This window comes from Pseudomonas putida, assembly GCF_028682635.1.
Taxonomy (GTDB): Bacteria; Pseudomonadota; Gammaproteobacteria; order Pseudomonadales; family Pseudomonadaceae; genus Aquipseudomonas; species Aquipseudomonas putida_AE.
Window position 1 is genome coordinate 169,298 of the sequence record NZ_JANHLK010000002.1, and the last position, 13,236, is coordinate 182,533.

A 13,236-nucleotide genomic window follows, 5' to 3' on the forward strand; every position below is an offset into this window, starting at 1 on the left:
GTTTCTGGATGTTGAAAGGCCGTTGAATTCGAGATCGTTTTCGCTGGCGAGCCAGCTCCTGCAGGAATTGATGTCGAACACCTATTTCGTGAACGACACCGAATCTGTAGGAGCTGGCTTGCCAGCGATGGGAGCGACTCGGTATCACGCCTCGATCAGTAACTCTTGCCTGTGTGGTTATTCAACGAAATCACCTTCGTCTTGCCAATCCGGTGACGATAGATCTCACGCAGGTACTTGATCGCCTTCTTCACGCAATCGCGTGACAGCCGGATGTCGTTGATCGAGACGAACTTGTCCTTGTCGTTGATCAGCTCGCGATACTTCTTCTCGTACATCGGCTTGATCGCGTACCAGTTGGTATCGAGGATTTTCGCCGGGTTCTCGAACTCGTTGAGCAGGTCGTCGATCAGGTCTTCATCGAAATGTTCGTTGATGATGAAGTCCAGGACCGAGTTGTCCAGGGTGTCATCGAAGCGGTACGGAGTACGGGCAAAGCAGCGCTTGATGAACGCCACGATCAAGGTCAGGAAATCGTCCGACAGGCACGGGCTCTTGGCGATCAGGGTGGTCAGCGACAGGTTGGCCGAGGCGCCGATCACCAACGCATAGCGCTTGAGCGTGGTGTTGGGGAACAGGCTGTTGAGGTGGGTCTTCAAGCGGTTCAGGTCCATGTAGGACAGCTTGTAGTCCTTGGGCAGGGAAACGATCGACACCACCGATGAGCAGTTCTTGAAGAAGTGCAGATCGTGCAGGGCGGCCGCGTCATACCCCGAATTCTTGTACTGCTCCAGCGCCGCGCGATAGCGCTTGGACTCGATGGGCAGCAGGCTGATGCCTTCGATGGCCTGGGTGACCTTGTTGAAGTGCGGCAGGTCGATGGAGCGGAAGAACAGGTCGTCGATGTTCAGGCGCTGCGGTTCTTTGTCGAAGACCTTGAACTTGTCGCTGCTCGGCGGCGGGGTTTCCGGCACCACGGATTCGGCATAGGCAATGGCCACCGGGCCGGCGAGGCTCATGAACAGGTCGTTGGCGTCCAGGCGAATGGTTTCGCCGATGTCGATGCCGGCACGGCGGAAATAGTTCTGGTCGTAGTCGGTGGTGACCGCCTGAGCCGTCAGAATGTTGAAGATCTGCTGCGAGATGTACTGGTTGGCATGCTTTTCCATCGCGTTGACGTCGATGTTCTGGATGTTGCCGTCATCGCTTTCTTCGGCATAACGCATGATGTCGTTGGAGATCAGCATCATCGCGTTCCATGGGCGGATACGGCCCATGACGCTGGCTTCACTGCTGTCTTCGTTGGCGAAGTTGTAGGAGAAGTCCCATTCTTCCGACAGGTATTTGCACAGCAGGCGGCCGGCGTTGATGTGCAGCGCCTCGGACATTTCACTGCGGTGATCGGATATGTTTGGCAGTACGCAGATGCCGCTGGTGAAGATCGGTTCGAAGACGAAGGAATGACCGCTTTTGCTGTCGTGCTCGTCCATCGGCCGGGTGTCGAACGTCTTGTTCATGTACGAGTGTTGCTGGGCCAGGCCGAATTCCGAAGCCATGCCCGAACCGGTACCGCCACCGGCACTGAAGATCGAGAAATACAGGCGCGACTGGTTGGCCTTGATGCCACAGCTGTCGATCAGGTACGAGTGGATCATCTTCCAGTCGGGGCTGGAGAAACGCTGGGTGTCCTTGTTCAGGATGATCTTGGCCAGGTACTGGCCGAGAATCGGCGCGTTACCGGCACCACCGGCATGGACTTCCGACAGGTCCATGATTTTCATTTTGCTGTAGTCGCGCAGGAAACCGCTCTTTTCGCCTTTGCGCGAGAAGCGGATACGCCCGGCGATATCCTTGTCCAGGTCGCCCAGCATCACCAGCGGTTCGACCAGGAACACCGGTTTGGTGGCCTTGTTCGACCCCAGGCGCAAATTGTTGCGAATCCACTGTGCCGGGCTATAGCCTTTTTCCGCATAGCGCTTGTCTGGCGACAGGCGATCTTCGTTGTTGAATTCGTTGAGGTAGAACTTGCGGGCGTTGTAGACCAGTTCCGCGACATCCAGCGCGATGTTCGAACCGCAGCGGCCCAGGCCAATCAGGCACACCGACGGGAATTCCTGATCGTTGTGCTGTTCGTTGTCACCTTCCAGATGCGCTGGGCGCGGGAACACCATGTCGCGCAGGCCGTCGAGGTTGTCGAGGATGCGATCGGTGTTGGTTTCGGTGAAGTACAGGTATTGCTGGGTCGCCAGCGGGCGCGACGGCGTCAATGGCTTCGACGGTGCGGGGCTGTTCGCCGCCGGGCTCAGCGTCAGGTCGGAAAGCGCAGGGGCTGGATTGTTTTTAGAAGTCATCGTTCGCCATGTACCTGGGCTGGTGGGTCGGGCAACCTGTTGTCGTCGACCATCACGGAATGAGAACTCGCGTCTTTTATCAGCGCGAATTGTCCCGGGCGGCGCAGCCAGTTGGCGCGTCGCCCGGCGGAATCCTTTCCTGAGTCTTGATAAATCGGCCAGTATTCGCTGTTCTTTAATCAAAAGGAGGCAAAATGATGTCAACGCTACCGTCCCTGGGTTTTGCCGGAATCGGCCTGATGGGCTTGCCGATGTGCCAGCGTTTGCTCGCCGCGGGTTACCCGCTGACGGTGTGGAACCGCAATCCGGCCAAGAGCGCAGCGCTGGTCGAGGCCGGGGCACGCCAGGTCGCCACACCTGCCGAGTTGTGCCAGCACGCCGAGGTGGTGATGTTGTGCCTGGCGGATACCTCAGTGGTCCGGGAGGTGGTTTTCGGCGAGTCGGGCATTGCCGAGGGGGCGAAAAAGGGTCAGCTGCTGGTGGATTTTTCCAGCCTTGAACCCACGGCGACCCGGGAAATGGCGACAGAACTCGGCAAGACCGGCATGGGTTGGCTGGATGCGCCGGTGTCCGGTGGCGTGGTGGGGGCCGAAGCCGGCAGCCTGGCGATCATGGTCGGCGGCAGCGCGGCAGACCTTGAGCGGGTCAAACCGGTTTTGCAGAGGCTCGGCCAGCGGGTGACGCACATGGGCGCGGTGGGAGCAGGGCAGGTGACCAAGGCCTGCAACCAGATGATCGTTGCCTGCAATGCGCTGGTCATCGCCGAAGTGGTGGCCCTGGCGGAGCGCTCCGGGGTCGATGCCAGCCTGATCGCCGAGGCACTGGCCGGTGGGTTTGCCGATTCGAGGCCCTTGCAGTTCCTTGCACCGCAAATGGCCCAGAGCCGTTTCGAACCGGTCAAATGGCACGTGCGGACCTTGCTCAAGGATCTGGATTCAGCGGTGAAGTTTTCCCGCGAACAAGGTTCGGCGACGCCGATCAGCGGCCTGGCCGCGCAATTGATGCGCCTGCATGGGGCCCAGGGTTTCCTCGAGAAAGACCCCTCTACATTAGTGCAGATGTACCGTGCACAAGACTCAGGGGCGTGACGCTGTACGATTGCTTGCGCTGGTTGATTTCGTTCAGCACGGGCCGCAGTTCCGCCAGCGGTACCGGGCGACTGAGCAGGTAACCCTGGACGAAGTCGCAGCCGTGGCGCTCGAGAAACTGGTACTGCTCGAAGGTTTCGACGCCTTCGGTGACCACCTCCAGATGCAGGGTGTGGGCCATGACGATAATGGCCTGGACGATCTCCATGTCCTGGGTGGCGATTGGAATGTCCTGGATGAATGATCGGTCGATCTTCAGCGTGTTCAGCGGCAAGCGCTTGAGGTAAGCCAGGGATGAGTAACCGGTGCCGAAGTCATCGATCGACAGCGACACGCCGAGGGCGCGTACCTGGCGCAGAGACACCAGCGTATCGGCGATGCTGCCCATCAGCGCATTCTCGGTGACCTCCAGTTCCAGTCGGTGGGGCTCGACCCCGGCGTTGCGCAACGCGAGTGAGATTTCGTCGCTCAGTTCTTCGCGCGCCAGGGTCAGGGGCGAGCAATTGATGGCGATCTTCAGGTTCGCGCAACCCTGGTGCGACAGCTCGCCCAAGTCCTCGCAGGCCTTGCGCAGCACCCAGTTGTCCAGTTCGGTGATCAGGCCATTGGCCTCTGCGATGCCAATGAAGCGGTCCGGCGCAAGAAATCCATGGACCGGGTGCTGCCAGCGGATCAAGGCTTCGAGTTTGCTGACCTGGCCGGTTTTCAGGTCATAGATCGGTTGGTAATAGAGCATCAGGCCGGTGTCTTCGCGCAGGGCGTGGCGCAGTTCTTCTTCCAGTTGCAGTTCCAGCATGGCGCGCGCCTTGAGGTTGGCACTGAAGAAATTCAGCCCATTGCGGCCACTGTCCTTGGATTGATACAGCGCCAGGTCGGCGTTTTTCAGCAGTTCTTCGCAGGTCTTGCCGTCCTCGGGGAACACGCTGATGCCGATGCTGGTGGTCATGACCATGCGCCGCCCGGACAGCTCGATGGGTTCCTTCAGTTTCTGCATGATGCGCTGGGCCATCTGGCGCGCTTCATCACGGTCATGCAGGTCGATGAGGATGCAGAATTCGTCGCCACCAAAGCGTGCCACCACATCTTCATGGGTGCGCACCGAGCTCTTGATGTGCCGGGCGAGCACCTTGAGCAGTTCATCGCCGGCATCGTGGCCGAGGCTGTCGTTGATGCGCTTGAAATGATCGATGTCGAGGAACAGGACGGCGAGCATGCCGCCTGCCTGGGTGCGCTCCAGGAGCTTCTCGGCGAACAGCTGGTTGAACCCGCGACGGTTGACCAGGTTGGTCAGGGCGTCGTAGTGCGCCACCTGTTGCAGGGACATGCGCGCCTGGTCCAGTTGGCTGAGCAGCGAGTTGACCCGCAGCAGGTCACGGTCCTTGTGCTGCAGCTTCTTGTCCGCCAGCGCCGCGCTGATGCAACTGCCGATGATCAGCAGGGTCATGACGGCGACCGTCAGCCCCAGTTGCAGATGGTTGTTTTCACCCGGCTGGGTCAGCAGGCTGCCGTTTGGCAGTACCAGGGAGAAGGCGGCCATGCCGGTGAAATGCAGGGTGAAGATGCCTGCTCCCAGCACCAGGCTGCCGCCGCATTTGAGTAACTGATTGAACAATCCCTCACCCGTGCGCAGATAGCTGGCCAGCAGCAACGCCGCCAGACTGGCGCCGATGGCGATCATGATCGAAAGGATGAACAGCCCGGGATGGTAATAAGCCGTCGCTTGTGTACGCATGGCGGCCATGCCCACGTAATGCATGGTGGCGATGCCCAGGCCGATGATGATCGACGCCTTGCAGCATTGGCGGAAATTCAGGGCGGGCAGGCTGAGGGTGTGCATCGCCAGCCACGACGCACACAGGGCGATCAACAGGGACACAAGGGTGATGGGCAAATGGTATTGCACGTCGATCGGCACCTGGAACGCCAGCATGCCAATGAAATGCATGGCCCAGATTCCGCCGGCCAGGCATCCGGCGCCGATCCAGCGCCAAAGGCGTTGGGACGCTGGTTTTTGCGCCTGGGCAACCCGTTCGGCCATATCCAGTGTGGCAAAACTGCCAGCGCAGGCGACCAGAAAAGCCAGCAGCACCAGGAAAGGGTCATGTGCGCAATGGAGTATGACCTGTCCGCTGTCTGCCAGCTCTGTGGTGAAATGCAGACCAAGCCACTCCATAGCGTGCCCCGTGGTTGTCTCCCGGCCGGCAATCAACGCTGGCGAATGTGTTGGAGTATAGAAGCCGTGCATCGAACGCAAGGGATAGTGGCACATTGTCTCCCAATGATTTTGGAATGGGCTTTAGTGCGTTTGGAAATAAAATGTCGCATGGGCCGCGTCGGTGCCCATGGGCGGGTATCAGCTTTACGAATAATTACAGACAGTGCCGGCCAGCCTGACTAGATTGCAGGTTCCGGGTGGCAGGCAAGCCCCCATAACAATAAAAAAGAGACGGACCCATGCAGAACTCGACCCAAGCGGCGAATGCCTGGCGCATTCTGTTCCTGCTGTTCCTGGCCAACCTGTTCAACTTCTTCGACCGCACCATCCCCGCCATCATCATCGAACCGATCCGCATGGAGTGGCACCTCAGCGACTTTCAACTGGGGATCATCGGTACGGCATTCACCATCGTCTACGCGATCGCCGGCCTGCCGCTGGGGCGAATGGCCGATACCGGCTCGCGCAGCAAGTTGATGGGCTGGGGCCTGGCGGCATGGAGCGGCCTGACCGCAGTCAACGGCATGGTCGGCAGCTTCTGGAGTTTCCTGATCGTGCGCATGGGCGTCGGCATCGGCGAAGCCAGTTACGCGCCAGCCGCCAATTCGTTGATCGGCGACCTGTTTCCGGCGCATCGCCGGGCGCGGGCCATGGGCATATTCATGCTCGGGCTGCCGTTGGGTCTGCTACTGGCGTTCTTCACTATCGGCGCGATGGTCAAGGCCTTCGACAGCTGGCGCGCCCCGTTCTTCATTGCCGCGGTACCGGGGCTGATCCTGGCGATCTTCATGTTTTTCATCAAGGAACCGAAACGTGGCGCGGCCGAAAGCGTGCAGGTGTCCCAGGAGAAGATCGACCGGCCGATCCGCCGGGTGCTGGCGGTGCCGACCTTCCTGTGGCTGGTGATGGCGGGACTCTGTTTCAACTTCGCCACCTATGCCTGTAACTCGTTCATGGTGCCGATGCTGCAACGTTATTTCCTGATGCCGTTGCAGGAGGCCGCAGTGGCGACGGGGGTGATCGTCGGCGTCACCGGGTTGTTCGGCCTGACATTGGGCGGCTGGGTGGCGGACAAGATCCATCAGCGGGTTGCCAACGGTCGTCTGCTGTTCGCCGCGTTCAGCCTGATCATTTCAACCCTGTGCACGGCGTGGGCGCTGCATTCGGGGCGGATCGAGATCGGCGTGTTCGTGGCCGTCTTCAGCCTGGGCTGGTTGTTTGCCTATAACTTCTATACCTGCGTTTACACGGCGATCCAGGACGTGGTCGAGCCGCGCCTGCGGGCCACCGCCATGGCCTTGTTCTTTGCCGGGCTGTACCTGTTGGGCGGTGGGTTGGGGCCAGTGGTGGTCGGCGCCTTGTCCGATCACTTTGCCCACACGGCGATGCTCGCGGCGGGTGCCGGGCAGATGACCGAGGCGTTCAAGGCGGTGGGCCTGCATGACGCGATGTACCTGATCCCGGTAGCGCTGTTCTTCACCATGGTGTTCCTGGTGTTGGCTTCGCGGTGTTTTGTGCGCGATGCCAAGCGGATGAAGGATGGGTTGGGTAGCGTAGTCGAGCCTGAGGGGGCCGCGGCGACTGCTTAATCGCTTTCGCGAGCAAGCCCGCTCCCACAGGGGGATTGCATTCCAGATGTGGGAGCGGGCTTGCTCGCGAAGAGGTAATAAGTAGCACTACAAAACTCAAGCAAACAAAAAAGGCCCGCATCGCTGCGGGCCTTTTTGTTCAAGCGGTGAAGCAGGGGACTTAACCCGCCACCAACACCCGGATCGCTTCCAGTCGCAGCGCAGCCTTGTCGAGCATGGCCAGGCCTTGTTCGCGTTGCTTGCGCAGCGCAACCAGTTCGCTGTCACGTACGGTCGGGTTGACCGCTTGCAACGCGGTCAGGCGTGCCAGTTCCTCGTCGGTGTCGGCGGCCAGGCGACGTTGCGCCTCTGCCACGCGTTCGGCGTGACGTGGGTAGATCTTGTCTTCGCCGGCGTTGATGCGAGGCGTCAGCTGATCGCGCTGGGCCTGGATGAACTTGTTGGCGCTGGCGCGCGGTACGCTTTCGAGTTGATCGTTCAAGGTCTCGAACGACACCCGGGCCGACAGGTCATTGCCATTGGTGTCGAGCAGGCAGCGCAGGGCGGCCGGCGGCAGGTAGCGGCCCAGTTGCAGCGAACGCGGGGCAACCACTTCGCTGACGTAGAGCAGTTCCAGCAACACGGTGCCGGGTTTCAGCGCCTTGTTCTTGATCAGCGCCACGGCGGTGTTGCCCATGGAGCCGGACAACACCAGGTCCATGCCGCCCTGGACCATCGGGTGTTCCCAGGTGATGAACTGCATGTCTTCGCGAGACAGCGCCTGGTTGCGGTCGTAGGTGATGGTCACGCCTTCGTCGTCGCCCAGCGGGAAGCTGGCGTCGAGCATTTTTTCGCTCGGCTTGAGGATCAGGGCGTTTTCCGAATGGTCTTCGCTGTCGATGCCGAATGCATCGAACAGGGTTTCCATGTAGATCGGCAGGGCGAACTGGTCGTCCTGCTCGAGAATGGCCTCGACCAGCGCTTCACCTTCGCCGGCACCGCCGGAATTGAGCTCCAGCAAGCGGTCGCGGCCGGTGTGCAGCTCGGCTTCCAGGCGCTCGCGCTCGGTGCGGGCTTCGTCGATCAGCGCTTGCCATTCGCCATCGTCGGCTTCTTCGAGCAACGGCAGCAGGCGCGGGCCGAACTGATGTTGCAGGGCGTTGCCGGTCGGGCAGGTGTTGAGGAAAGCGTTCAGGGCTTCGTGGTACCACTGGAACAGGCGCTCTTGCGGGCTGGTTTCCAGGTACGGCACGTGCAGTTCGATGGTGTGCTTCTGGCCGATCCGGTCCAGACGACCGATACGTTGTTCCAGCAGGTCCGGGTGGGACGGCAGGTCGAACAGCACCAGGTGGTGGGAGAACTGGAAGTTGCGGCCTTCACTGCCGATTTCCGAACAGATCAGCACTTGCGCGCCAAACTCTTCGTCGGCGAAGTAGGCGGCGGCGCGGTCACGCTCGAGGATGTTCATGCCCTCGTGGAACACCGTGGCCGGAATGCCGGAACGCACGCGCAGGGCGTCTTCCAGGTCCATGGCGGTTTCGGCGTGGGCGCAGATCACCAGCACCTTGGTGCGCTTGAGCATTTTAAGCTGGTCGATCAGCCACTCGACGCGCGGGTCGAATTTCCACCAGCGCTCTTCTTCATTGGCGTCCGGCTGGGCCTGGAAGCTGACTTCCGGGTACAGCTCGGCGTGATCGCCCAGCGGCAGTTCGAGGTATTCGTCCGGGCACGGTAGCGGGTAAGGATGCAGTTTGCGCTCCGGGAACCCCTGGACCGCGGCCCGGGTATTACGGAACAGCACGCGGCCGGTGCCGTGGCGGTCCAGCAGTTCGCGCACCAGGCGGGCGCTGGCTTCGGTGTCGCCATCGTTGACGGCGGTCAGCAAGGCTTCGCCTTCGTTGCCGAGGAAGCCGTGAATGGTTTCATGGGCTTGCGGCGACAGGCGACCTTTTTCCAGCAGCTCCTGAACGGCCTCGGCCACCGGGCGATAGTTTTCGCTCTCGGCGCGGAAGGCAGCCAGGTCATGGAAGCGGTTCGGGTCGAGCAGGCGCAGACGCGCGAAGTGACTGTCCTGGCCCAGCTGTTCCGGGGTGGCGGTCAACAGCAAGACGCCCGGGATGGTTTCAGCCAGCTGCTCGACCAGCGAGTATTCCGGGCTGACCTGGTCTTCGTGCCACACCAGGTGGTGGGCTTCGTCGACCACCAGCAGGTCCCAGCCGGCCGCGAACAGCGCATCCTGGGCTTTCTCGTCATCCACCAGCCATTCCAAGGCCACCAGCGCGAGCTGGGTGTCTTCGAACGGGTTGGAGGCATCGCTTTCGATGAAGCGTTCTTCGTCGAACAGCGCGACCTGCAGGTTGAAGCGTCGGCGCATTTCTACCAGCCACTGGTGCTGGAGGTTTTCCGGCACCAGGATCAGCACGCGATTGGCGCGGCCCGAAAGCAGTTGGCGATGGATCACCAGACCGGCTTCGATGGTTTTGCCCAGGCCCACTTCGTCGGCCAGCAGAACCCGAGGCGCAATGCGGTCGGCCACTTCGCGGGCGATGTGCAGCTGGTGCGCGATCGGTTGCGCACGCACGCCACCCAGGCCCCACAGCGACGACTGCAGTTGGCGGCTGGTGTGTTCGAGAGTGTGATAACGCAGGGCGAACCAGGCCAGGGGGTCGATCTGCCCGGCGAACAGACGGTCGCTGGCGAGACGGAACTGGATGAAGTTCGACAGTTGGGTTTCCGGCAGGGTGACCACTTCGTTCTGCGCGTCGAGGCCGTGATAGACCAGCAGGCCATCGACGTCGTCGACTTCGCGTACGGTCAGTTTCCAGCCTTCGAAGTGAGTGATGGTGTCACCCGGCGAAAACCGCACACGGGTGAGGGGCGCATTCCGTAGCGCGTACTGGCGAGTGTCGCCAGTGGCCGGGTAGAGCACGGTCAGCAAGCGGCCGTCCTGTGCCAGAACGGTGCCCAAACCCAGCTCCGCTTCGCTGTCACTGATCCAGCGTTGCCCCGGTTGATACTGCTGCGCCATGCTGCCTGACTCCCACCTTGAAAAAGCGGGCTATCTTAACGGAATCAGGTCTCCAGACCAAAGGATTACCTGTGTGGGAACTGCCTTGGGCTGCGATCTTTTGATCTTGCCAGGCTGAAGAAATCGTAGCCTGCGAACGTTCCCACCGTGCCAATCGACTCACAGTTTGCGACCGATGGCTCAAGTCGCCGTCACAGCGGCCGACAGCCTGCTGACAGGAGACTGATAAATATGCTGCCACCGATGCTCCCCTTGAGTGCCGTGCCGATCACTTCCCAGCACGACCCGGTTCGCCCGCGCCCGGACATCGCGCCCGTCGTGCCGGTGCAGGAAAGCGCCAGCGACAGCACCATCGACCTGCAAAACCGCGATCCGGAAGAGGCCGCGCTGCTGCTGCGCGAAGAACAGCGGCGCAAGCAGGAGCAGCAACGCCGCCGCCGTGAAGCCGACGAGGACCCCGAAGCGCACCTGGCGATCCCGGGTGACGAACTCAATGCCGACAACACCGTGCCGGTGGCTCCGTTGATGGAAGACCAGCCTCGTCAGGGCCTGTGGGTCGATATCGAGATTTGAGCCCGTGACTGGTCAGCGCCGTCGCCAGACCGCATTATTGGCACATTCCTGCCAAGCGATGCACTGACACCATGAGCCAAGACGACAAGCTGATCGACCTGAATGCCGAACGCGCCAAGCGTGTCCATGACCTTAACGACAAGCGCCTGAACGAAGTGCGCCAGGCGTTCGAGCAGGCCATGCCATTGGGCAAGGCGAAGAAAAAGCCGAAGAACAAACCGAAAAAGCGTTGAGTCTTCCTGCATCGATTGATGCAGGTCAGTTTTCCCCCGCCTTCCAGGCCCGGTCCCGGGCAACATTGATCCCGGTCAATATTTTCTCCTGCCCGATTGGTTACCTTGGCCCCATCGCAACAGGGCAACTGCAGGAGACGCGTCATGTTTTTCGATAACGTGGTGATCGCCGGAGTGCTGACCGTCAGCCTCATGGTTGTATTTTTTGCAGGGTTCGGATTTTTTATCTGGAAAGACTCGCACAAGCGCAAAGAGCCGTAGGTCTTTCTGGATGCAATGAGCACGCAAGGCATTTTGGGCAACTTCGGTTGCCCTTTTTTTTGCCTGCGCAAACGTGTCTGACCATACACAACCCTGTGGGAGCGGGCTTGCTCGCGAATGCGTAGTATCAGTCGATACAAATATCGCCTGACATTCCGCATTCGCGAGCAAGCCCGCTCCCACAGGGGGAATGACGGTGTCTGGAATATTCAGGTAATAAAAAAAGGCGCGGTCCTCACGGAGCGCGCCTTTCTCAGTTCGGTTGCCTGTCAGCTGCCGAGTGCCTTCGACGCCAGCCAGAATAAGCCGGCCGACAGCGCCACGGTGGCTGGCAGGGTCAGGACCCAGGCCAGCAGGATGGTCTTGACGGTGCCGCCTTGCAGGCCGCTTTTGTTGGCGACCATGGTACCGGCAACGCCCGAGGACAGGACGTGGGTGGTGGACACCGGCAGGCTGAAGATGTTGGCCATGCCGATCAGGCTCGCGGTGGTGATCTGCGCCGACATGCCCTGGGAATAGGTCATGCCTTGCTTGCCGATCTTCTCGCCGATGGTCAGTACCACGCGTTTCCAGCCGACCATGGTGCCCAGGCCCAGGGCCAGGGCGACCGCCAGGATCACCCAGAACGGAGCGTATTCAGTGGTCGTGGTCAGGTCCTTGCGCAGCTTGTCCAGGTCAGCCTTTTCCCGCGGGGCCAGGGTTGGCAGTTTGCTGACTTTCTTCGCCGTGTCGTCCAGGCAGAGCAGGTAGCGACGCACTTCGATGCGGCTTTCCGGCGGCAGCGAGTGGTAGTCGGCTACACCCTTGAGGGTGCCAAGCAGGGCATTGATGGTCGGTTCGGTCTGTTGCGGGTTGCAGCGGAATTTCTCCGGCAGATCGCCTTCGACGCTTTTGCCCAGGGCCAGGAATTCGCCCAGGGTTTCGGCGTTGCGCTGGTAGAACTGGTTCAGGTGCAAGGTGGCGTCGCGGGTACGTTCGATCTGGTAGGTGGTGCTGTTCAGATCAAGTACGAACTGCGCCGGCACGATGCCGATCAGCACCAGCATGATCAGGCCGATACCTTTCTGACCATCGTTGGAACCGTGCACGAAGCTCACGGCCATGGCCGAGATCACCAGCACCAGGCGGTTCCAGAATGGCGGGTGTTTCTTGTCGTCGATCTTGCGACGCTGCTCCGGCGTCTTGTGCATCTTCGACAGCGGGCGCCACCATTTCAGACCGATCAGAATCAGCGCAGCGATCAGGAAGCCTGCCATTGGCGAGAACACCAGCGACATACCGATATCAATCGCCTTCTGCCAGTTCACGCCATCGGCCAACGCAATATCGTTGATCAGGGCGTTGGCCAGGCCTACGCCGAGGATCGAACCGATCAGCGTATGGGAGCTGGAGGCAGGGATACCGAAGTACCAGGTGCCCAGGTTCCAGGCGATGGCTGCGGCGAGCAACGAGAACACCATGGCCAGTCCGTGACCGGTGTTCACATTGATCAGCAGCTCCACCGGCAGCAGGTGGACAATGGCATACGCCACGCCAACGCCGCCCAGCAAAACGCCGAGGAAGTTGAACACACCGGAAAAGAACACCGCCAGATGAGGCGGCATGGCTTTGGTGTAGATAACAGTGGCTACCGCGTTAGCGGTGTCATGAAATCCGTTGATGAACTCGAAGGCGAGGACAAAAGTCAGGGCGAGCAGGAGGCTCACAAGCACCCAAGCATCCAGTCCGCTGAATAAATCGATCATGAAGGTTTTCTGACCCGGTCATAAGGGGGCGCGATTATGCCAGAAAAGACTGGAAATCGATGCACTTGCTGCTCATCGGTAACATTCTTCAACGAATTATTTTGCTTTGGGGCCTGAATTTCCTGCGCTTTTGCGGGTCTTGCAAGTACTTGAATTTCTTTGGAAAGCCCGCAG

Annotated in this window: 9 protein-coding genes; 5 read left to right on the forward strand and 4 right to left on the reverse strand. The window is 60.5% G+C overall.

The features are described from left to right. Positions 1-155 precede the first annotated feature (155 nt). On the reverse strand, positions 156-2,351 hold the full coding sequence (locus NPS56_RS03205) for a hypothetical protein (RefSeq protein ID WP_274073426.1): 2,196 nt from the start codon (positions 2,349-2,351) through the stop codon (positions 156-158). Positions 2,352-2,545: 194 nt separating this feature from the next. Between NPS56_RS03205 and NPS56_RS03210 the strand changes: the two genes are divergently transcribed. Next, the gene (locus NPS56_RS03210; protein ID WP_274073427.1) at positions 2,546-3,439 is read left to right on the forward strand and encodes an NAD(P)-dependent oxidoreductase; all 894 of its coding nucleotides are present in this window, start codon (positions 2,546-2,548) and stop codon (positions 3,437-3,439) included. Here NPS56_RS03210 and NPS56_RS03215 read toward each other — a convergent pair. After that, on the reverse strand, positions 3,396-5,528 hold the full coding sequence (locus NPS56_RS03215) for a putative bifunctional diguanylate cyclase/phosphodiesterase (RefSeq protein ID WP_274073428.1): 2,133 nt from the start codon (positions 5,526-5,528) through the stop codon (positions 3,396-3,398). The two genes, NPS56_RS03210 and NPS56_RS03215, sit on opposite strands and share 44 nt — an antisense overlap. Before the next feature lie 365 nt (positions 5,529-5,893). On the opposite strand from NPS56_RS03215, the gene NPS56_RS03220 reads away from it, so the two are divergent. After that, the gene (locus tag NPS56_RS03220) at positions 5,894-7,243 is read left to right on the forward strand and encodes a spinster family MFS transporter (protein ID WP_274073429.1); all 1,350 of its coding nucleotides are present in this window, start codon (positions 5,894-5,896) and stop codon (positions 7,241-7,243) included. Between the two features lie 160 nt (positions 7,244-7,403). On the opposite strand, the gene rapA is transcribed toward NPS56_RS03220, so the two are convergent. Further along, entirely contained in the window at positions 7,404-10,250 is a 2,847-nt protein-coding gene (gene rapA, locus NPS56_RS03225) for an RNA polymerase-associated protein RapA (protein ID WP_274073430.1), read from the reverse strand. 231 nt (positions 10,251-10,481) lie between these two features. Here rapA and NPS56_RS03230 point away from each other — a divergent pair, with 231 nt between their 5' ends. The 3 genes from NPS56_RS03230 to ccoM all read left to right on the forward strand — a co-directional run bounded on the left by NPS56_RS03230 (position 10,482) and on the right by ccoM (position 11,317). Then, entirely contained in the window at positions 10,482-10,823 is a 342-nt protein-coding gene (locus NPS56_RS03230) for an aspartate-semialdehyde dehydrogenase (protein ID WP_274073431.1), read from the forward strand. Positions 10,824-10,894: 71 nt separating this feature from the next. After that, the gene (locus tag NPS56_RS03235) at positions 10,895-11,056 is read left to right on the forward strand and encodes a hypothetical protein (protein ID WP_008016476.1); all 162 of its coding nucleotides are present in this window, start codon (positions 10,895-10,897) and stop codon (positions 11,054-11,056) included. 144 nt (positions 11,057-11,200) lie between these two features. Next, positions 11,201-11,317, forward strand: coding sequence for a cytochrome c oxidase subunit CcoM (gene ccoM / locus NPS56_RS31170; protein WP_323608795.1), 117 nt, complete (start codon positions 11,201-11,203; stop codon positions 11,315-11,317). Positions 11,318-11,586: 269 nt separating this feature from the next. Here the strand turns inward: ccoM and NPS56_RS03240 are convergent, their stop codons facing one another. Continuing rightward, a complete protein-coding gene (locus NPS56_RS03240) occupies positions 11,587-13,062 on the reverse strand; it encodes an inorganic phosphate transporter (protein ID WP_274073432.1) in 1,476 nt (491 codons plus the stop codon). Positions 13,063-13,236: the final 174 nt, after the last annotated feature.